The following is a 20,498-nucleotide window of genomic DNA, read 5'->3' on the forward strand; positions in this document are numbered from 1 at the left end:
AGCTTCCGGCTGAGTAACCATCGTTCATTCCGGGACGAGCAGAAGCTGCTCCTCATGCCTGCTGCCCCTGGCGACACCTGCCCGGTGGTTCCGGTCGCCGCCGTCTACGGGGGCAACGCCTCCGGCAAGTCCAACCTCCTCGACGGTTTGAACTTCATGCGGTCGGCAGTCCTGCACTCGTTCGCGCATTGGGATGTCGAAGGGTTCGTGCCCAGGCGGCCGTTCAAACCAGTGAGCGGCCGCGCCGACATTCCGTCCGTTTTCGTGGTTGAACTGATCACGGAAGGAATCCGGTACACCTACGGTTTCAGCCTCGACGATCGCGCGATCGTCGAGGAGTGGCTCTATTCCTATCCGGAAAAGCGCAAACGGGTCATCTTCGAGCGCGTGCGGCACGACATCAAACTCGGCAGCACCGTGACCGAACTGAAGAGTAAGCTCCAGGTCATGGAGGAGCTCACTCGGCCGAACGCGTTGTTTCTGAGCGCCGGCGCCCGGGTGAACCTGGAGCCGCTGTTGCCGGTGTATCGATGGTTCGCGACAGACCTGGTGATTCGATCCGGCGACGACGCCAGTGTGCGGGACATCGGTCAGTGGATCAAGGATTTCGTATCGAAGGACAGCCGCAACCAGGCCCGGCTCGTTGCGCTGCTGGCCGCCGCGGATGTGGGTGTTCGCGATCTTCGCTTGGACGAGCGCGATCCCGCGGCCGATGACCCATCGTTCACGCGCCCGCCGCCCCCGGAGTACGACCCGGATGAGCAAGATGAATCCGTCCGGCGCCGGAACTTTCTCGCGCACGCTGCCTACGTGGCGATGGGGGCGCACGTTTTTTTCGGCCCCGAGGTGGAGCTCAAGTTCCTGCATGGTCCAGCCGGCGCGGAATTCACCTTCGACGAGGAATCCGCCGGCACGAGAAACTGGCTGGCGCTGCTGCCCACAGTGCTGGAAGCGCTCGACGAAGGCCACGTGGTCGTGGTCGACGAAATCGACACCAGCCTGCATCCGTTGTTGACCGCCCGATTGGTGACACTGTTTCGAGACGAGGAAACGAACCCGAACAACGCGCAGCTCCTCTTCACGACTCATGACACCAGCCTGCTGGGCACGATGCTGGGTGATCAGGTGCTGGACCGCGACCAGATCTGGTTCGTCGAAAAACGCCGGGACGGGTCGAGTGACCTGTACCCGCTGAGCGATTTCAAGCCGCGCAAGGATCAGAACACCGAGCGGCGATACCTGGCCGGCAGCTACGGAGCCGTTCCGGTGCTCGGTGCGACGGACTTCGCCGATGCCGTGCTGGGTCGATGACCCGGCGGGAAAACCAAAGCGCTAGGCGGCCTGCTCGACGTGACCCGCGGCGATCGATACTGGTGGTTTGCGGTGGCCGGGCAACGGAGCCGGCGTACTTCGACGGCCTGAAGCGTGAGCGTCGCAACTCGGCGGTGACTGTCACCGTCAAGAAGAAGGGCGTCGACCCGGAGGCGGTGGTGCGGCACGCGATGACCTTGCGCGGACTCGCCGAACGGACATATGACGAAACCCGGTGCGTGCTCGACGTGGACGACTTCGAGTTGGCGCCGGTGATAGCGCTGGCGCGTCGCAACCGGATCAGTCTTGCCGTCTCGAATCCGTGTTTCGAGTATTGGCTGGTACTTCATTTCGAATTGTGCTCGGCCCCTTTGACCGGCTACGAGCAGGTGGTCGGCCGATTGCTGCGGTACCTCCCGCACTATCAGAAGAACGCCCTTCGGTTCCCGGACTTTTCGGCCGGTGTGGACGCGGCCGTGAAACGTGGCCAAGAGCGTCGGATCGATCTCGACGCGATACCGGACCACGCGTCGTCGACGGGGGTGTGGGCCCTCGTGGAGAAGATCATCTGAAGCTACAGCTCCAGCAGCATCCGCGCGTTGCCGAGTGTGTTCGGCTTCGCGTAGGGCAGCTCGAGGAACTCCGCGACACCGGGGTCGATCGACCGGCGCATCTCGTCGTAAACCTGTTGTGGCACAGGCGTTCCGTCGATCTCGCGGAAACCGTGGCTGGCGAAGAACGCCGTCTCGAAGGTCAGCACGAAGATGCGCCGCAGCCCCAGTTCCTTCGCCAGCTCGATGAGCCGCCGCACCAGCGCGTGCCCGATACCCTGCCCGCGTGCGGCCTTGTTCACCGCGACTGTGCGGATCTCGGCCAGGTCCTCCCACAGCACGTGCAGCGCGCCGCAGCCGAGCACCTCGCCGCCCGCTTCGGCGACCCAGAACTCCTGCACGTCCTCGTACAGCGTGACGAGTTCCTTTTCCAGGAGCACTCGCCCGGCATCGGCGTCCACGAGAGCTTTGATCTGACGGACATCGGCGATCCGGGCGCGGCGGATGCCGACCGGGGTAGCAGGATCATGCGGCACCGGCCGACGGTATCGGGGTCGCCAGCCACCTGTCGCCGTGGGTTGCCCCACTTCGGCCAGCTACCCTGAGTGCGTGTCTGCCGCTGAATCCCGCCGTGTCTCCCTGCTGACCCTGGGCTGCGCCCGCAACGAGGTCGATTCCGAGGAGCTGGCCGGCCGCCTCGCCGCGGGAGGCTGGCAGCTGAGCGATGATCCCGGCGAATCCGATGTCGTGGTGGTCAACACCTGCGGCTTCGTCGAATCGGCGAAGAAGGATTCGGTCGACACGCTACTGGCCGCCGCCGACACCGGCGCGAAGGTGGTCGCGGTCGGCTGCATGGCCGAGCGCTACGGCGCCGAGCTCGCCGACAGCCTGCCCGAAGCCGACGCGGTGCTGGGATTCGACCACTACCCGGATCTCGCGCAGCGGCTCGGCGAGATCGTCTCGGGGCAGCACATCGCGTCGCACACCCCAGGTGATCGCCGCAAGCTCCTCCCGATCAGCCCGGTCGAACGCCCCACCGCCGCGGCGGATGTCAGCGTGCCCGGGCACGGCTGGATCCCGCGCGCCCGGCTCGGTGACGGCCCGGTCGCGGCCCTCAAGATCGCCTCCGGCTGCGACCGGCGCTGCTCGTTCTGCGCGATCCCGTCGTTCCGCGGGTCCTTCGTGTCGCGCCGCCCTGCCGACATCCTCGCCGAAGCCGCCTGGCTCGCGGGCGAAGGCGTCAAGGAACTGTTCCTCGTCAGCGAGAACTCGACCTCCTACGGCAAGGACCTCAGCCGCGAAGACGGTGGCACCCGCGCACTCGAGCGGCTCCTGCCGCAGCTGGCGGCGATCGAGGGCATCGAGCGGGTGCGCGTGTCCTACCTGCAGCCCGCGGAGACCCGCCCGGACCTCGTCCGCACCATCGCGACCACCCCGGGTGTCGCCGACTATTTCGACCTGTCGTTCCAGCATTCGAGCGAGGCCGTGTTGCGGCGGATGCGCCGGTTCGGTTCCACCGACTCGTTCCTGGTGCTGATCGACCAGATCCGCGAGCTGTCACCGGCGGCGGGCATCCGCACCAACGTCATCGTCGGCTTCCCCGGCGAGACCGAAGAGGACGTCGCCGAATTGGAGCGCTTCCTGACCGGCGCGCGCCTCGACGCGGTGGGCGTGTTCGGCTACTCCGACGAGGACGGCACCGAGGCCGCGACCTTCGACGGGAAGGTCGACCCGGAGCTGGTCGCGGAGCGGGTCACCAAGATTTCCGCGCTCGTCGAGGAACTGACCGCGCAGCGCGCCGAGGACCGGGTCGGTGAGCTGGTCGACGTCCTGATCGAAGAAACGGGCGACGAGGTGTCCGGGCGCGCCGCCCACCAGGCCCCGGAGGTCGACGGTGCGTGCATCGTGCTCGACGCCGGTGACGTGGCCACCGGCGAGTTCATCCGCTGCCACGTGGTCGACAGCGAGGGCGTCGACCTGCTGGTCCGCCCCGTGCGCACGGACGGATGAGTGCCGTGCCCGACAAGACCCCGGCCCCGGTGTCCAACATCAACATCGCGAACCTCCTGACGTTGTCGCGGCTGGTGCTGGTGCCGGTGTTCGTCATCGCGCTGTTCGCCGCCGGCGGTCACGACACGACCTGGCGGATCGTGGCGACGGGGCTGTTCGCGATCGCGTCGCTGACCGATCAGGTCGACGGGTGGGTGGCCCGCCGGTACGGGCTGGTCACGGACTTCGGCAAGATCGCCGACCCGATCGCGGACAAGGCGCTGACCGGCGCCGCGCTGATCGGCCTGAGCCTGCTGGGCGAGCTGTTCTGGTGGATCACGATCGTGATCGCGGTCCGCGAGATCGGGGTGACTCTGCTGCGGTTCTGGGTGATCCGTTACGGCGTGATCGCGGCCAGTCGCGGCGGCAAGGCCAAGACGCTCAGCCAGATCGCGGCGATCGTGCTGTTCCTGCTGCCGCTGCCGGCGGCGGTCGCGCCCGTGTGCTGGGCGCTGATGAGCATCGCGCTGGTGCTCACCGTCGTCACCGGCGCCGACTACGTGTTCCGCGCCGTGCGGTTGCGCGCGGCCGGCGCCAGGACGGTCGCACCATGACCCTCGCCCGTGACGTTGTCGCGCGGCTGACCGAGCTCGGCCAGACCGTCGCGACCGCCGAATCGCTCACCGCGGGCCTGGTCTGTGTCACGCTCACCGAGGTGCCCGGCTCGAGCGCGGTCGTCCGCGGCGGGCTGGTGGTCTATGCCACCGAACTGAAAGCGAGCCTGGCCGGCGTCGATCTGGGGCTGCTGGCCGAGCACGGCGCCGTCCACCCGGAGGTCGCCGCGCAGCTCGCCATCGGCGCCCGGGAGCGCTGCGGCGCGGATTGGGGGCTGGGCCTGACCGGCGTGGCCGGGCCGGACCCGCAGGACGGCGAGCCCGTCGGCACGGTGCACATCGGGCTCTCCGGTGCCGGCGTGCGCGAGGTCAGGACCTGGCGTTTTGCCGATGACCGCGCTGGGATTCGAACCGAATCGGTCCGCGCCGCGTTGGGTTTACTGAGGGAACATCTGGCCTGAGCCAGACGTTCGCCCTTGGCGTACGACCGTGTCAATCGCTGCAGAGAAAGGCCCGGTCTGGGTAACGTGGTCGCTACCAGGAAGGGAGGCGCGTGATGACCGTGCTGTTGCGTGAGGCGATCGGTGATCGGCTCCGTCATGCCCGCACCAACCAACGTCGCACGCTGCGCGACATTTCCCGCGCCGCCAAGGTGAGCCTCGGCTACTTGTCCGAGGTGGAGCGGGGCCAGAAGGAAGCTTCGAGCGAGCTGCTGGCCTCCATCTGTGAAGCGCTGGAGCTCCCACTCGGCGAACTGCTGCACAACGTGGCCGCGGACATCTCCGCTCTCGACACGGTCGATGTCGCGGCGATGGCCGAAGGTGAGGCCGCCAAGGGTGAGGCCAAGCGCCGCGAGGCCGCTGACCAGCTCGAAGGCGGCCGAATGGTGGACGGCATGATCGGCAACGATCTCGCGGACCTGCGGGTTTCGCCGCAGCGCATGGGCCCTGCCCTGCGCACGACGATCCACGCGCCGAAGATGGTCGCGGCGTAGTCACCGGTTTTCGCGCGAGGCCACTTTCCGGGCATGCCACGTCCGGGAGGTGGCCTCGCGGTCATTCCGGAGATCGAGATCGGGGGAGTCCCTGAATTCCCCCGGGGTCGCCTGGAACCGCGGGCGCTGACCTGACACGATGGAACCCACGCCGTGGCCGGGACGTTGCTGGAGACAGGGGAGTACAGCGCCCCATGGGCCGGGCAAGTTGGACAGTGTGGGACGTGAGAAGGCAGGCGGAGCAGATGGCCAACCCGTTCGTAAAGGCCTGGAAGTACCTGATGGCGTCGTTCTCGTCGAAGATCGACGAGCACGCCGACCCGAAGGTGCAGATCCAGCAGGCCATCGAAGACGCGCAGCGCAATCATCAGGCGCTGTCGCAGCAGGCTGCGGCGGTGATCGGGAACCAGCGCCAGCTGGAGATGAAGCTGAACCGCCAGCTGGGCGAGGTCGAGAAGCTGCAGGCCTCGGCGCGGCAGGCGCTGGTGCTCGCCGATGAGGCACGCGGCAAGGGCGACGAGCAGAAGGCGACCCAGTACGAGAACGCCGCCGAGGCGTTCGCGACGCAGCTGGTCACCGCCGAGCAGGGCATCGAGGATCTCAAGACGCTGCACGACCAGTCGCTGCAGGCGGCGGCGCAGGCCAAGCAGGCGGTCGAGCGCAACGCCACGATGTTGCAGCAGAAGCTGGCCGAGCGCACGAAGCTGCTCTCGCAGCTCGAGCAGGCCAAGATGCAGGAGAAGGTGTCGGCGTCGCTCACCCAGATGTCGGAGCTGGCCGCGCCGGGCAACACCCCGTCGCTGGACGAGGTCCGCGAGAAGATCGAGCGGCGCTACACCACCGCGCTGGGTGCGGCGGAGCTGGCGCAGAACTCGGTCCAGGGCCGGATGCTCGAGATCCAGACGGCCAGCACGGAACTGGCCGGGCACTCGCGGCTGGAGCAGATCCGGGCTTCGATGAAGGGCGAGCCGGTCGCGCAGGTGACGGATGGGTCGAAGGCGGGTGCGTCCCAGGGTGGGGACATCCAGCGTGAGATCCAGGCGCGTGTGCAGGCCGAGCAGCAGAAGAACCAGGCCTGACCGGGGCCGTCATGGGGCAGGCCGGACGGGACTTCGGCGAATTCGCCGCGAAGCTGGAGAAGCACCTGGAACGCCTGCCTGACTACGCTCAGCGCGCCCAGGAGAAGCTGCAGAAGTACGTGCCGCCCGAGGCACGTGCCAATCCGCTGCGCCGCCCGGCGCCGGTGCGCCCCTCGGCGATAACCGATGTGCCGGTGATCGCCGAGGCACGGACGCGCTGGGCAGAGTGGAACGCCCCGGCGGCGAGGCTCGAGCGCCGCAAACGGCGGGCCTCGCGGGCGATGACGTTGTGGATCATCCTGACGTTGTTGTTCAGCCTGTACGCGGTGGCCGCGGGGCTGGGCCTGATCGGCGCCGGGGGAGTGACCGAGGCGGTGGGCGGGATCGCGGGCGCGATCGTGTTCGGCACGCTGGGGGTCCGGTCGGGGATGCGGCTGCGGCAGTTGAGCCGGACCGAGGTGCCGGTCAGCACCACGCCGCCGCCGTTGCCACGCCCGGCCTCGGCGGCCCGGGTCCCGATGGAACGGCTCGCCGAGTCCGAAGCATCGCTGGCCGAGCTGCTGCGGCAACTGTCCGCCCCGATATCGATGGTGCCCGATGAGTCGGTGGATGAGGCGCGGACGACGGCCGCCGAGGCGGCGTCCGCGTTGCGTGCGCTGGCCGGCCGGATCCAGGCGATCGAACGAGCCCGTGGCTCGGCCCCGGCGGGCGAGCGCAAGGCCTTGGACGCAGCGATTCGCACGCTGCGCGAGCAACTGGACGACGGCCTCGACAGTTACGGGGCGCTCGTCGCCGCAGCGGGCCATGCCGTCGCGGCCGGTGGCAGTGGTCTGCGGCAGGACGCGCTGACGGACGCGACCGATCGTCTGGCCGGCCTGGCGATCGCGCTGCGCGAAGTGTCCTGAACCGGCTGTCGGCGCGGGATTCCGTGAGCCCGCAGCGACATCTCGATACCTGTGTGTAACGCGAGACCGCTGTTGCCCGGAATATCCGGTGCTTACCGTCAATGGGATGGAGACGCTGCCGCTGCCCCCAGAACCGGCGCCCCAACCCCCGGCGCCCGTCAGTGCTCACCGTCAGGTCCTCGCCGCATACGACCGTATCGCCGAGGCCGGCCGTCCCGAATTGTGGACCACCCTTCGCCCCGCTGAAGACGTCCTCGTCGAAGCGAAAGCCATCGACGTCCGGGTCCGTGCTGGTGAGTCGCCACCCCTCGCGGGTGTGGTCACCGCCGTCGAGGGCACGGTCGACGCGGCGACCGCCGCCCGCCTCCTGACCGACGCAGGTGCCGTCGTCCTCGGCGAGACCGGCCAGGCCGCGGTCGCGGTAGTGCTCGGCCTGGTGGACATCGCGATCGGCACCACAGCCGACCCCGCCGGCTGTGTGGCTCTCAGCCCGACGCCCGGCCTCGTTCCGGTCGCTCAGCCGGCGGAGCGCGTCACCGTCTTCGCCCGCACCGTCGGCGAGGGCCAGCAGGCACTGACCGCATGCGACCCGGGCAGCTGCGGCTGGCCGTCATCGGTGCGGCTGTCGGCCGGGGAACGCCCCCGGCTGGCGATTTCCGCCGGCACAGACCCGGTGTTGCGCAAGGCCGCCGGGGATCTGCTCGCCGCCGGTGCGTGCGTCGAGACCGCCGGAACCCTCACCGGCTACGACGCGCTCCTGCTGCCGGCGACCGGCGATCTCACCGAACTGCCCGGCCTGCCCGTCGCCACCGTCGCGGGGATAAGCGTTGTCGCGAAAGCGTTCGAGGACCAGGTCGCACTCGACATCGCCGCCTTCCTCAACGGTGAGCAGCTCAGAAACCCCTACCCGGCACCTCATCGTGTTCGGTGCGCACCTGCGCGGCCAGCCGCTCAACTCGCAGCTCGTGCGGCTCGGCGCGCGGTTTCGCGACCAGGTCCTGACGGCCGAGCGATACCGGATGGTCGCGTTGCCGGCGAGCCCGCCGGAACCCGCCATCATCCCGGCCGCGGCAGGAGCCGCGCTCACCGGTGAACGGTGGACGATCTCCCCGGCCGGGCTGAGTTCCTTCCGGTCCGGGCTGGCCGCGCCACTGGCCATGGCGGAGATCGAACTCGCGGACGGCAGCACCGCGATGGGCGTGCACTGCATCGAGCCCACAGCGCCGGATGCCCGTGACATCACGGAGTTCGGCGACTGGCGGGCGTACCTGCGTTACCTCACCGCCACCCGGCCAATGTCCGGTTGATCTCCCGGATCAGCCCCGGCCCTTTCAACGCGAAACCGGTATAGACCTGGACGAGACTTGCGCCCGCGTCCAGCAACCCGCGCGCGTCGAGTCCACAAAGGACACCGCCGACGCCGATGATCGGGAGCCTGCCTTCGGTGTGGGTGTGGATGAACCGCACCACCTCGCGGGCCCGCTGGGTCAGCGGGCGCCCGGACAGGCCACCGGTCTCGGCGCCGGTGGCCGCCTCCGGCCCGGTCAAACCGTTGCGGGACAAGGTGGTGTTGGTCGCGATCACCCCGGCCACGCCGTGGGAGTCGCATACCTCGAGCAGTTCGGCGAGCGCGCTGTCGGTCAGGTCGGGTGCGACCTTCACCAGCAGCGGGGTGGTGCCGAGCTCCGCCGAGGTACGCCGGAGTTCGCTCAGCAGCTCGGAAAGCGCCGACTTGTCCTGCAGTTCGCGCAAGCCGGGTGTGTTGGGGGAGCTGACGTTCACCGCGAAGTAGTCCGCGTACGGATACAGCGTGCGCAGCGAGTACCGGTAGTCCTCGACGGCTTCGGTGAGTGGGACCACTTTGGACTTACCGATGCTGATACCCAGTGGCACAGCGGGTTTTCCCCGGGCGGCGAGCCGGGCCGCGAGCGCGTCGGCGCCGGAGTTGTTGAACCCCATCCGGTTGATCACCGCGTCGTTGTCCGCGAGGGTGAACAGGCGCGGCCTCGGGTTCCCCGGCTGGGCGAGCCGGGTGACCGTGCCCACTTCGACGAAACCGAAGCCGAGCGCCGGCCACGCGTGCAGAGCGCGGCCATCCTTGTCCATGCCGGCGGCGAGTCCCACCCGGTTGGGGAAACGCAGGCCGAACACCGTGGCCGGGTCGTCGGCGGCGTAGATGCCGCGCAGCAGCGGCGGTTTCTCCGGCAGCAGGCTCAATGCCCGCACCGTCCGCTCGTGCACGGTTTCGGGGTCGGCACCGGACAGCCGGTAGAGCGCGGGGCGGATCAGCTTCTCGAAGAGCACGTCTACATCTTCGCGCGGCTTCGCCAGTCCAGTGCCAGCAGGGAGTAGACCAGCTCGTCGGGCCACTTCCGCTCGAGCTGTTCGCGTTCGCGCAGCGCCGGGTCGGGCTGCATGCCGAGACCCTCCATGAGGGAGGCGGACGCGATGTCGCGGGTGGCGCACACGCCGAAGACCTGGTGCAGGTCGAGCCCTTCGAACCCCAGCCGCAGAATTGCGATCCCGGCCTCGGCCGCGTAGCCCTTGCCCTGATGCCGGGGATGCAGCACGATGACCAGCTCGCCGACGTCGTGCTCGGCGCGCACCCAGCCCAGTGAGGCGTCCCCGACGACCTCCCCGGTGTCGACGAGCACCATCGCCAGCGACAGCGTCTGGCCTGGCTCGGTGAGTCCGGTGCGCTGCGCCTTGCACGCCAGTAGCGCCTGGACACCGGCCCGGTCGAGCCGCCCACACGCCAGGTGCCGCACCAGCTCCGGATGGGTGTAGATCGCGTTGAACGCGGCGGTGTCCGAGGCGACGAACGGCCGCAGGTTCAGCCGGGGCGTCCTGACGGGGTATGCGGGCTGCAGCACATGGAGCAGCCTAGCCCGCAATGCCGCGTTCACCTGGGTAATTGCGGCAAGAGCCTTACGATACTGTGCCGTTCGTTACCAATCCGGCGGCAGCCACGGCAGAATCTGTTTTCTGCCAGCAGGTCTATTCGCAGCCCGAGCAACAGCCGCAGCCGGGGCCGGAGCAGCTGCCGCAGCTGTTCCCGCAGCAGCCGGGAGCCGGGACCGTCTGTTCGCTGTTCATGAGCGCACCTCCGCCGTCGGGGACCTGACTTATCGAGGATCGCGCATACATCCCGTCGAAGTCGTGGCCACTCACTGGATCGGAGCAATACCGTGCCACTCGTTACCGCGGCAGGGGACAGGAAACCCCCGGCGCATGCTCCGGCAACGTCGTCAGCCGTTGCCGGCCCGAGCCGGACCATGCTCGGGACGCCGGGGGTCCGGTGACTGCCTGGTATTCGCTCAGGCCTCCACTGTCCTGTCGCGGCCCCGGGCGCCGGCGGCGTCAACGGGGGCGCGGCACTTCGCGACGGTTTGCCGCCGTCACGAGCTTGGTGCAGCTTCGTCCGCTAGCGGACAGCCACCTCACGAGTCCTGTAAATATTCAACTCAGGACCACCTCCTTTCCCGTGTACCGCCCAAGTTATGCCGACACGGGGCGGCGCCGCAACATCATTTATTGCGAGGGGGCGGGTCCGCGTTGGCAGCGCGGGCAGTACCAGGTGGGCCGCCGGTGCACGTCGGTGCCCTGGGTGCCGACCCGTACCGGCCCGCCGCAGCGGTGGCAGCCGGCCCTCGTGCGGCCGTAGACCCAGTTCCGGCGGCCACGGGCGAGGTCGCCGGTGGTGACCTGCTCGTGCCGCCATGCGTTGGCCTGCAACAGCTTGCGCGCCAGCGCCACGGCCCGCCCGCTGTCCACTTCGGACACCGGAACCCATGGCGTGACATGGAGCAGGAAGCAGATTTCGCATTTATACAAGTTTCCGAGACCTGCCATGACCGACTGATCCAGCAAGGCGAGTCCGAGTTCGCGGCCGGGATCGGCGGCGAGTGCGGCGACGGCGCGCGCCGTGTGCTCGTCTGTCCACTGTGGATCCAGCAGATCCGGGCCGAGATGCCCGACCAGCCGGGACTCCTCGCCGGTCGGCAGCAGTTCGAGATCATGCAACCGGAAACCGACCGCCTGCACCTGTGCGTCGGCCAGCACGACCCGCACGTGGTGCGCGGGATGCCGCCACCTTGCGCCGGCCCGGTAGACCTCCCACGCACCGTCCATCTTGAGGTGGCTGTGCAGGCTCAGTTCCCCGGCGAAGCGGGTGAACAGGTGCTTGCCCACGGTTCGCACCCCCAGCACCTTGCTGCCGGTCAGGTTGGCGGTGGCGAGTGCGGGATGGCGGAAGTCGGTGCGCGACAACGTCCTTCCGGCGAGCGCGCGGTCGAGCAGCTTGCCGGTGAGGAAGACGGTGTCACCTTCGGGCATCGGTGCGGATCGGCTCGATGGGACCCGTGGTCTCGGCCGCGGTCTCGTCGCGGTCGATGCGGTGGCGGCCGGCCCGGTTGGACCGCAGGATCTTGGCCAGCACCATGTTGAACGTCAGCGCGATCTCCTGCGCGCCGGGCGAATGCCACTCGTGGATCGGGCTGCAGGCGCCCTGTGCCTGCTGGATCGCGAGCCGGTCGGGGATGGCGGTCGGCATCACCAGCGCGCCGAAGGACTCGCGCAGCTCGGCGATGCGGAACTGGTGCTCGTGCGAACGCGGACGCAGCCGGTTCACCAGCACCCCGGCCGCGCGCAGGTCCTGGTTGTGCTCGTCGCGGATCTGCTCGATCGCCTCGAGTGCCCGCTGCGCCCCGGCGACGGCGTACATCGTCGGCTCGGTGACCAGAAGCGCGCTGTCCGCCGCGACCAGCGCCGACTTCGTCAGCCGCCCCAGCGACGGCGGGCAGTCCAGGATCACCAGGTCGTACGGCTTGCCGTGGGGCGGGGCGTCCTGCAGCTCGTCGAGCGCGCGGGACAAGCTCATCAGGCGGTGCTCGTCGGGGCCGGGCTCGTTGAGCGCCTCCAGTTCCTCGGCGCCGACCAGCACTTCGACGTCCTCGCTCCACACGCTGGGGGCGATGGCGCGCGCGAGCACGTCCCGGTCCGGTGTCTCCAGCACGTCGGCGAGGGTCGCGTCGGTGAACGGCGGGTCGAGTGACGCGGTGGCGTTGCCCTGCGGATCGAGATCGGCCACCAGCGCCCGGATACCCCTGCGCATCGCGGCCGAGGCGATCCCCAGCGCGACCGTCGTTTTGCCGACGCCTCCCTTGAGGCTGAGTACGGCGACCGTGTGCACGACCCCGAGAGTAGCCGGGCGCGCTCGGCGGTCGCGCCCGCTGTCGGGGTAACCGGGCCGACCGGAAGCGCGCCGGCGCGACGGCAAAGTACGCTGTCCCACCATGCGAACGGAGATCGGGGCGGCACGCGGCTCGAACGCGGTGTGGCGCGTCCTCGAGGACGAGGTCGCGCGTGTCCGGGCGCAGGGCAAGGCCGAACCGCGCGTGGTCGACGTCGGTGGCGGGACCGGGGTGTGGGCCGTCCCCCTGGCCGCGGCGGGCTGCGCGGTGACCATGGTCGAGCCGAACCAGAACGCGCTGGCCACACTGCGGCGTCGTGCGGAGGAAACCGGCGTGTCCGACCGCATCGACGTCGTGGCCGACGACACTGACGCGCTCACCGCGCGCGTGCCGGCCGGATCGGCGGACCTGGTGCTGGCACACGGTTTGCTCGAAGTCGTCGACGACCCGGCACGGGCCGTCGCGGCGCTCGCCACGACCGTCGCCCCGGGCGGTGCGGTGTCGGTGCTGACGGCCAACCGCTTCGCCGCGGTGCTGCACCGGGCGCTCAGCGGACGCCTCGGCGAGGCGCGGCACCTGCTCACCGGCGCCGACGGCATCCTGCCCGAGGAGGCCGAGAACCTGCTGCGCCGTTTCGACAGCGCGGGCTTGCAGGCGCTGCTGGAGACCGCGGGCCTGGAGGTGGCGCTCCTGCAAGGCGACGGCGTGGTGAGCGATTCGCTCGGCGAAGCCGAAGCCGCCCAGTACAGTGCCGACGAACTGACGGATTTCGAGACGGCGGCGAGCATGGTCTCGCCGTTGCGGGACGTCGCCTCGCGGTTGCACGCCCTGGCCCGCAAGGCCCAGTGACGCGGGGCGCCGGCGCGTTCGCGTCCTTCGGCGAAACTGTCGTAGCCACGCCGTAGGCTCTGGCCTCGATGGGAAGAAACTCCGCCCTGCCCGCCGGGCATGAGCGATTCCGGGTGTCGCCGCAGCGGGCGCCGGATGACGTGGGCTGCGGTCTGCTGCATGTGGACATGGACGCCTTCTTCGCTGCGGTCGAGTTGCGCACCCGGCCGGAGCTGGCGGACAAGCCCGTGATCGTGGCGGGTAGCGGGCCGCGCTCGGTGGTCACGTCGGCGAACTACCCGGCGCGCGAGTTCGGCGTGCATGCCGCGATGCCGGCGTCGGTCGCGCGGCGGCTGTGCCCGCACGCGGTGTTCCTCCCGCCGACCCACGGCCTCTACGGCGAGGTTTCCCGTGGCGTGATGGCGATCTTCCGTGAGCTGACCCCGCTCGTCGAGCCGATGAGCCTCGACGAGGCGTTCCTCGACGTCAGCGGAGCGCTGCGCCGCCTCAAGGCAACCCCGGTGGAGCTGGCCGAGCTGGTCCGCGAACGGGTACGGGCCGAGCACGGCATCACCTGCTCGGTCGGCGTCGCCGGGGTCAAGTTCGTCGCGAAGCTCGCGTCCGGGATGGCGAAACCGGACGGCGTCGTCGTGGTGCCGGTGGCCGAAACCCTGGCATTCCTGCACCCGCTCCCGATCTCGGCGCTGTGGGGCGTCGGCAAGCGCACCGAGGAAAGCCTGCGGCGCCTCGGGCTCACTACGATCGCGGAGGTCGCCGCCGCACCGTTGCCCCGGCTGCGCCGCGCGGTCGGCAACGCCGCGGCCGAGCATCTGCACGCGCTCGCCAACGGCCGCGACGACCGTGCCGTGGTCACCGACAGCCCCGACAAGTCGATCGGCGCCGAGCACACCTTCGATACCGATCAGCGCGACCGCCGGTTGCTGGAGCGGGAGCTGCTGCGGCTGTCCGAGCGCGTCGCGGCCAGTCTCCGGTCACGGCAGGTGCGCGGCCGGACGGTGTCGATCAAGGTCCGCTTCGCCGACTTCCGCACGATCACCCGGGCCCGGACTCTCGCTTCGGCCACCGACGTCGCGCGGGTGATCCACTCGACGGCGGTCGCCTTGCTGACCGAAGCGGTTTCGGGCGCCGAAATCCGGTTACTCGGCGTACGGGTCGAGGGACTGTCCGGAGCCGACACGCCCGAGCAGCTGGCGTTCGAGGCGGGCGGGGCGCGCTGGCGTGACGCCGAGGTCGCGGCCGACGTCGCCCGATCGAAGTTCGGCGCCGCGGCCATCCGGCCGGCATCACTGCTGGCGCCGGGCCCGGCTGAACCGCAGCGCCAAGGCCCGACGTGACAGGTGAGCTTGCACGAACGACACAAGGAACCGAACGGGGCACAGCTTCCCGGTGAGATCGGGTAGTCGTCCGAGCGCGGGACTCGTATCCTGGACGGGAGACACCCCGGTCGGGGTGTGATTGTTGGGTCCAGGACGTTGCGCGGCCCGGCGCCCGTGACAGCTGTGCCGGAGGAGGAAAGCATGCCACTCTCCGAGCATGAGCAGCGGCTGCTCGATCAGATCGAGCGCGAGCTCTATGCCGAGGACCCCAAGTTCGCATCAACGGTACGGGGGGCCCGGTTCCGCCGGCCCGCGCGCCGCCGCCGAATCCAGGGGATCGCGCTGTTCGTCATCGGAGTCGCGCTGCTCGTGGTGGGCGTGATGGTGCGGGCGCTGTGGGTCGCCGAGATTCCCCTTGCGAGTGTGCTCGGGTTCCTGGTGATGTTCTTCGGCGTGGTGCTCGCCGTGATGGGCGGACGCGGCCCGGCGGGCGCCAAGGGTGCCCAGAGCGGGCAGCCGAAGGCGAAAAGCTCCTTCACCCAGCGCATGGAAGAACGCTTCCGCCAGCGCTTCGAAGACCAGTAACCGAACGATCAGGTCCTGCCTGCCGGGGTTGCAGGCAGGACCTGATCGTTCGCGCTACTTCTTCCGGCGGAAGACCGAGCGCGGGAACAGTCGGCCTCGCCACGACATGGGTGCGTTGCGTCGCAAGCTTTCCCGCACGCCTTCGAAGGCCGGGACGAATCGCGGGTCCTCACCGTCGTCAGGCGAGTACCACGACCGCTCCACCACCCCGACCACGGTGCGCAGGCTCTCCTGACCGGTCTGGTCCAGATGATGCTGCTGCGCCACCTTCTGCGCCGCCACCCGCACCGTGTCCGACGGCGGGATCGGCAGCCCGCGATCCGCGCACTCGTCGAGCAGTTCCGCCCACGCCGCGTCGGCCGCGCCCGGATCACGTGACGTGATCGCCTGCCAGCGCCGGCGCCGGTGGATCTCCCGCACGATCGCGGGCGCCAGCGCCACCGCGGCGAGCACGAGCAACACCAGCGAGAGCGACCAGTGGATCAGCCACGCGCTCAGCAACACCGCCAGCAGCCACGCCCCGGCCGCGGCGAGCGGCAGCCAGCGGATCCGGTTGCGGGCGAGCCGGGCGCCGAAGAACGCCGCGGCCGTCAGCCCGATCGCCACCAGCACGATCCCGAGTGCGATCCAGCCGGTCCAGTCCGGTGCCGAACCCGGCGCCGCCTGCGTACCGTCGCCCGAGCCGGCCGCCTCGCCCTGCGCGCTCGGCGCACCGCTCGGCGCGACGTGCGTGGTCGAGACGCTCGGCACTTCCTGACTGTCCGAAGAGGACGGACCGGTCGGCGTGCCCGTTGACTCCAGGTACGGCGGCACGTAGCCGCGCCCGTCCGAGCGGGGCGTCGGGTCGAAGCTCACCCAGCCGAGCTCGCTCCCGAAGTACACCTCGACCCAGGCGTGCGCGTCCTGTGAGGTGATCATGCGGTAGTCGCCGTCGGCGTAACCGGTGGTGAACCCCACCGCCACTCGCGACGGCAGGTGCAGTACCCGCAGCATGACCGCCATCGCCGACGCGAACTGTTCGCAGAATCCGCGCTTGCCCTTGAGCAGGAAGTCGGCGAGCGCGTCGGAATCGGTGGCCGCGGCCGTCCGCGTGTCGTAGGTGAAACCGTTCTCGGCGGTGAAGTACCGCCAGATCGCGTTGGCCTTGTCGAACGGGGTCGCCGCGTTGGCGGTGAGCTGCTGGGTCAGCGCGACCACGCGCGGGTCGACGCCGCTGATCTGGCTGTAGGCGGGCGGGGCCTGCGGGGCGCGGGACACGGCCGCCAGCTGGGCCCTCGACGGCTCGGCCAGCGAGGCGGCCTCGGTGTAGGGCTGCACATGCTGTTTGCGCTCGCTGAACACCGCGCCGCTGGCCGGGTCGTAGTACCAGCCGGGCATCACACCTTGGAGACCGCGCAGCTGGCCGTACACCGGCAGCCACACGTCCACCCAGTTCACCGGCTCGATCTGGATCTGGCGGGACTCGCCGTCCCCGTCGTCACCGGGGGCGGCCGGCAGCGTCTGGTTCGCCGGATACCCGGCCGGCATCGGCCCGTCCGGCAGGCTCCAGCCTTGGTTGGGCCGGTAGGTGTCCAACGTGAACGCCCGCAGCAGGCGCTTGTCGTTACCGAGACCCCGCACGCGGAACAGGTCGACCGCATTGCCCTGGTCGAGCATGCCGCGCAGCGACGTGAACGGGTTGACGCCGAGACCGCCGGAGCCTGAACCCTGCCCGTTGTGACCGCTGCCGGGCAGCCGTCCGACTGTGCCGACAGCGGTGATCACGGAGCCGGCCAGCAACCCGCACACCAAGGCGAGCGCGACGACGGCGACCGGCGCGGCAGCGGTCGCCGGCGAGGTGCCGAGGCCGGGTGCGTCCCGGTTGCGCCAGCGGCGGTGCCGGTGATTGCCGTCGACCGCGAGCAGCCCGGCGAACGCGGACGCGCCGAGCAGGAACGTCCACCACGGCAGCATCGAGTCGGAAAGAGAGGCCGGGACCGCGTACACGCACAGCAGTACCAGCCCGGTCGCGGCGGGGGCGGACGCGGCGACCGCGAGGGTGTCGACGAGCACCGCGACCATGCCGATCGCGATGGTGACCAGGCACAGGATCGGCGGGGTCGGGTCGACCGGTGGCAGCCCGGTGCGGATCTGATCGAACGCGGCGAGCAGCACATCGTTCAGCTCGGAGAACGCGGCCGGGCCCGGGATGATCGAGAGGATGCCGGTGCCGGTGAACACCCCGGTGATCAGCAACAGGAGCACGACGAGCTGGGCCAGCCCGACGACCGGGGTGGCGGTGCGCTGCTGACCGGCCGGTGACTGGGTGCAGGGGTGCGGCGTCGTTCGGGCCGCGGGTGTGGTGCCGAGCACGGCGATGGTGTGCTGCTGACCGGTCAGTGGCTGGGCCCGGTGGTGCGGCGCCATTCCAGGCGCGGCGGGCTTTGGCGCAGTCGCGCGCGCCTCAGGCTGTGCTGCGCCACCGGAAGTGGCGCGAGGCAGCGTTCCGATCATGGCGCACCGCCGATGAGGGCGCCGTTGCCGGCGGTTGTGCGGCATAGTTCCGCCCATACCTGGGGCATCGGCGTGGCCGGGTCCGCGATCACGACGCCCCAGCCCGCGGCGCGCAGCAGGGCGGCCGACTCCTCCGTGGCGGCGGCCCGCTTGTCCGGCGCGGTCACTCCGCTCGCGAACGCCGGGGTGTCCAGCAGCACCGCGAGACTGCGGGTGCCGCGCGGCCGGAACCTCGCCAGCTCGTTCACCGCATCGTTGCTCACCGTGCCGAGGATCGCGATCAGCTCCCGCCCCTGGGCCGGGTCATGGCCGGTCGTCAGGTCCCGCTGATGGGCGGGCTGCAGCGCGGCCAGCGCGTCCAGGATGACGTTGTCGTAACCCTCCCCGCCATCGCCCGGCGCGTCGGCCAGCACCTTGCCGTGCTCGGTGACCAGCCGCACCCGGTGCCCGGCCTTGCGCACATGCAGGCACACGCTGGCGGCCAAGGACACCGCCCACTCCAGGCTCGCCCCCGGGCCGGTGCCGTGATGCGCGGCCGCCCGGTGGTCCAGCAACACCGTCGTGCCGCCACGCCACGGGCGTTCCTCGACCCGCACCATCATCTCGTCTCGCCGCGCCGTCGAGCGCCAGTGCACCTTCCGCAGATCATCGCCCTGGCGGTACTGCCGCACGATCACGTCCGTCTCACCCTGGCCCGCGTGCAACCGGGCGCTGCCGTCCTCACCCGCACCGAGCCCGCTGCCGTTGGGCAGCCCCCGAAACCCGACGACCCTGGGCACCACGACCAGCCGGGTGTGCCCGATGAGCTCCCGGTCGAACTCGCACAGCCCGAACGGGTCGGTCAGCGTCGCGCGCAGCGGGCCGATCTGCTGGATCCCCCGCAGCATCGGCTGGATCGGGTACCGCAGCGCCACTACTTTCCCGTTCGGCAGCCGCTCCACGACGAACCGCGGCCGCGACCCGAGCGCGTACGGCACACCGTCCTCGAGGAGCACCTCGCCGGCGGGCAGTTTCCCGTTGCGCCACAAGGCAAGTTCGACCTCGCCTGCGGACCCGGCGGCGACCCGGTCCGGCAGCATCCGCCGGGACGCGCCGATCCGCACCCGCGACGCCGCGATGAACAACGCGACCACCAACGGCAGCGCCACCACGAACACCGCGACACGCAGCAGGTCGCGCTCGTTGAGCACCACCGCACACACCGCGGCCGCGACCCCGGCGGCGAGCAGGCACCGGCCCCGTGTGGTCAGCCCCGACAGCGACCGCAGCATCGCCGGCTACCGGCGGGGTTGGCCGTTGAGCGCGGGACCGCCCTGCGGCACCGGCACCCGGTGCAGCACCGACCGCACCACGTCGGTGGCCGAACGGCGCGCGGCATGGGCCTCGGTGGTCAGCACCAGCCGGTGCGCGAGCACCGGGATCGCCACCGCGTGCAGGTCGTCGGGGACCACGAAGTCCCGGCCCGACAACGCCGCCTGCGCTCGGGCGGCCCGCACGAACTGCAGGGTCGACCGTGGGGACGCGCCGAGCCGGATCTCCGGTACCTGGCGGGTCGCGGCGACCACATCCACGGCGTAGCGGCGCACCTCGGGCGCGATGTGCACCGCGCGCACCTGGCGGATCAACCGCATCACGGTCGCCGCGTCCGACACCGGCTCCAGTTCCCGCAGCGGGTTGTGGCCCGAGTGCTCGTCGACCATCGCCAGTTCGGCCTGCTGGTCGGGGTAGCCGATCGAAACGCGCGCGGTGAACCGGTCACGCTGCGCCTCCGGCAGGGCGTAGGTGCCCTCCATCTCGATCGGGTTCTGCGTCGCGATGACCATGAACGGGTCGTCGAGGGTGTAGGTCGTGGTGTCGACCGTGACCTGCTGCTCCTCCATGCATTCCAGGAGCGCCGACTGCGTCTTCGGTGAGGCACGGTTGATCTCGTCCCCGACCACGATGTTCGCGAACACCGGGCCTGGCCGGAACTCGAAGTCGCCGGTCTGCCGGTTGTAGATCGACACCCCGGTGACGTCGCTGGGCAGCAGGTCGGGCGTGAACTGGATGCGGCTGACGGTGCAGTCGATGGACCGGGCGAGCGCCTTGGCCAGCGACGTCTTGCCGACCCCGGGCACGTCCTCGACCAGCAGATGGCCCTCGGCGAGCAGCGTGACGAGCGCGACGCGCACGACGTCGGGCTTGCCGACGAGCACGCGTTCCACGTTGCCGGCGATGCGGCGCATCGTCTCGTGTAACTCGTCGAGTGAGGCGTGCCCGTTGAGGGCGGGCGCCGCTTGCGGGTAGTACGGCGCTTGTCCCGGTGAGCCCTGCTCGCCGGTGTATTCGCCAGGCGTCGCGGGCTGTGTCCTCGACGTCACTCGACCTCCTGGTGGTGAAGCCTGTTACGTGCTCGATCCGGAACGGTCCGGAGGCCACCTGGTGAGTTGGTGGCGCGCAACCGTCTCACAGCCGGGTTCCGGCGATCTTTTCGAGCCTGGTGAAGCTGCTCGGCTGACATCCAGCCTGCCATCAAGTGTGTCAAACCTGCGCCAATCTCGTGCGGGAGCCCTCGACATTGATCCCCACTTCCCACCACCCGAACCCCCGATCGGCCGCCGAACCCGCGCGGGGCTCCCCT

The 20,498-nt window shown here is 70.0% G+C and carries 20 protein-coding genes; 12 read left to right on the forward strand and 8 right to left on the reverse strand.

Annotated elements, in window-relative coordinates; all coding sequences use genetic code 11:
* Nucleotides 1–54 precede the first annotated feature (54 nt).
* A complete protein-coding gene (locus GKO32_RS09080; protein ID WP_154756331.1) occupies nucleotides 55–1,311 on the forward strand; it encodes an AAA family ATPase in 1,257 nt (418 codons plus the stop codon).
* Nucleotides 1,312–1,373: 62 nt separating this feature from the next.
* Nucleotides 1,374–1,883 carry an RloB family protein gene (locus GKO32_RS09085; protein WP_312867703.1) on the forward strand — a complete coding sequence of 170 codons (510 nt, stop codon included), beginning with the start codon at nucleotides 1,374–1,376 and terminating at the stop codon, nucleotides 1,881–1,883.
* 2 nt (nucleotides 1,884–1,885) lie between these two features.
* Here the strand turns inward: GKO32_RS09085 and GKO32_RS09090 are convergent, their stop codons facing one another.
* The gene (locus tag GKO32_RS09090) at nucleotides 1,886–2,398 is read right to left on the reverse strand and encodes an amino-acid N-acetyltransferase (RefSeq protein ID WP_312867704.1); all 513 of its coding nucleotides are present in this window, start codon (nucleotides 2,396–2,398) and stop codon (nucleotides 1,886–1,888) included.
* Between the two features lie 73 nt (nucleotides 2,399–2,471).
* Between GKO32_RS09090 and rimO the strand changes: the two genes are divergently transcribed.
* The 7 genes from rimO to GKO32_RS38860 all read left to right on the forward strand — a co-directional run bounded on the left by rimO (nucleotide 2,472) and on the right by GKO32_RS38860 (nucleotide 8,750).
* A complete protein-coding gene (rimO, locus tag GKO32_RS09095; protein ID WP_312867705.1) occupies nucleotides 2,472–3,872 on the forward strand; it encodes a 30S ribosomal protein S12 methylthiotransferase RimO in 1,401 nt (466 codons plus the stop codon).
* The gene (pgsA, locus tag GKO32_RS09100; protein WP_154756335.1) at nucleotides 3,869–4,465 is read left to right on the forward strand and encodes a CDP-diacylglycerol--glycerol-3-phosphate 3-phosphatidyltransferase; all 597 of its coding nucleotides are present in this window, start codon (nucleotides 3,869–3,871) and stop codon (nucleotides 4,463–4,465) included. Before rimO ends, pgsA begins: the two co-directional genes overlap by 4 nt.
* Complete coding sequence (locus GKO32_RS09105) at nucleotides 4,462–4,926, forward strand: CinA family protein (protein ID WP_154756336.1); 465 nt, start codon at nucleotides 4,462–4,464, stop codon at nucleotides 4,924–4,926. Before pgsA ends, GKO32_RS09105 begins: the two co-directional genes overlap by 4 nt.
* A gap of 95 nt (nucleotides 4,927–5,021) precedes the next feature.
* A complete protein-coding gene (locus GKO32_RS09110) occupies nucleotides 5,022–5,459 on the forward strand; it encodes a helix-turn-helix domain-containing protein (protein WP_154756337.1) in 438 nt (145 codons plus the stop codon).
* Nucleotides 5,460–5,704: 245 nt separating this feature from the next.
* Nucleotides 5,705–6,538, forward strand: a complete 834-nt coding sequence (locus GKO32_RS09115; RefSeq protein WP_154756375.1) for a PspA/IM30 family protein — start codon at nucleotides 5,705–5,707, stop codon at nucleotides 6,536–6,538.
* Nucleotides 6,539–6,549: 11 nt separating this feature from the next.
* On the forward strand, nucleotides 6,550–7,443 hold the full coding sequence (gene pspM / locus GKO32_RS09120) for a phage shock envelope stress response protein PspM (RefSeq protein WP_154756338.1): 894 nt from the start codon (nucleotides 6,550–6,552) through the stop codon (nucleotides 7,441–7,443).
* A gap of 965 nt (nucleotides 7,444–8,408) precedes the next feature.
* On the forward strand, nucleotides 8,409–8,750 hold the full coding sequence (locus GKO32_RS38860) for an allophanate hydrolase-related protein (protein ID WP_376765938.1): 342 nt from the start codon (nucleotides 8,409–8,411) through the stop codon (nucleotides 8,748–8,750).
* Here GKO32_RS38860 and GKO32_RS09130 read toward each other — a convergent pair.
* The 4 genes from GKO32_RS09130 to GKO32_RS09145 all read right to left on the reverse strand — a co-directional run bounded on the left by GKO32_RS09130 (nucleotide 8,722) and on the right by GKO32_RS09145 (nucleotide 12,634).
* Entirely contained in the window at nucleotides 8,722–9,747 is a 1,026-nt protein-coding gene (locus GKO32_RS09130) for a quinone-dependent dihydroorotate dehydrogenase (protein ID WP_312867706.1), read from the reverse strand. The genes GKO32_RS38860 and GKO32_RS09130 overlap by 29 nt on opposite strands.
* 2 nt (nucleotides 9,748–9,749) lie before the next feature.
* Nucleotides 9,750–10,316: a GNAT family N-acetyltransferase gene (locus GKO32_RS09135; protein WP_166459451.1), complete on the reverse strand. Its 567-nt coding sequence runs from the start codon at nucleotides 10,314–10,316 to the stop codon at nucleotides 9,750–9,752.
* Nucleotides 10,317–10,974: 658 nt separating this feature from the next.
* The gene (locus GKO32_RS09140; protein ID WP_154756340.1) at nucleotides 10,975–11,778 is read right to left on the reverse strand and encodes a DNA-formamidopyrimidine glycosylase family protein; all 804 of its coding nucleotides are present in this window, start codon (nucleotides 11,776–11,778) and stop codon (nucleotides 10,975–10,977) included.
* On the reverse strand, nucleotides 11,765–12,634 hold the full coding sequence (locus tag GKO32_RS09145) for a ParA family protein (RefSeq protein ID WP_312867707.1): 870 nt from the start codon (nucleotides 12,632–12,634) through the stop codon (nucleotides 11,765–11,767). Before GKO32_RS09145 ends, GKO32_RS09140 begins: the two co-directional genes overlap by 14 nt.
* A 103-nt stretch (nucleotides 12,635–12,737) precedes the next feature.
* On the opposite strand from GKO32_RS09145, the gene GKO32_RS09150 reads away from it, so the two are divergent.
* From GKO32_RS09150 to GKO32_RS09160, 3 genes are all read left to right on the forward strand, one after another.
* A complete protein-coding gene (locus GKO32_RS09150; protein WP_154756342.1) occupies nucleotides 12,738–13,484 on the forward strand; it encodes a methyltransferase domain-containing protein in 747 nt (248 codons plus the stop codon).
* A gap of 68 nt (nucleotides 13,485–13,552) precedes the next feature.
* A complete protein-coding gene (gene dinB, locus GKO32_RS09155; protein WP_154756343.1) occupies nucleotides 13,553–14,818 on the forward strand; it encodes a DNA polymerase IV in 1,266 nt (421 codons plus the stop codon).
* Between the two features lie 183 nt (nucleotides 14,819–15,001).
* Nucleotides 15,002–15,385, forward strand: a complete 384-nt coding sequence (locus tag GKO32_RS09160) for an SCO2097 family morphological protein (protein WP_154756344.1) — start codon at nucleotides 15,002–15,004, stop codon at nucleotides 15,383–15,385.
* Between the two features lie 54 nt (nucleotides 15,386–15,439).
* Here GKO32_RS09160 and GKO32_RS09165 read toward each other — a convergent pair whose 3' ends face one another.
* From GKO32_RS09165 to GKO32_RS09175, 3 genes are all read right to left on the reverse strand, one after another.
* Entirely contained in the window at nucleotides 15,440–17,791 is a 2,352-nt protein-coding gene (locus GKO32_RS09165; protein WP_246243357.1) for a transglutaminase TgpA family protein, read from the reverse strand.
* 83 nt (nucleotides 17,792–17,874) lie between these two features.
* Complete coding sequence (locus GKO32_RS09170; RefSeq protein WP_154756346.1) at nucleotides 17,875–19,149, reverse strand: DUF58 domain-containing protein; 1,275 nt, start codon at nucleotides 19,147–19,149, stop codon at nucleotides 17,875–17,877.
* Nucleotides 19,150–19,155: 6 nt separating this feature from the next.
* Entirely contained in the window at nucleotides 19,156–20,238 is a 1,083-nt protein-coding gene (locus tag GKO32_RS09175) for an AAA family ATPase (RefSeq protein ID WP_312867708.1), read from the reverse strand.
* Nucleotides 20,239–20,498 lie beyond the last annotated feature (260 nt).

The organism is Amycolatopsis pithecellobii (assembly GCF_009707865.1).
Taxonomy (GTDB): Bacteria; Actinomycetota; Actinomycetes; order Mycobacteriales; family Pseudonocardiaceae; genus Amycolatopsis_E; species Amycolatopsis_E pithecellobii.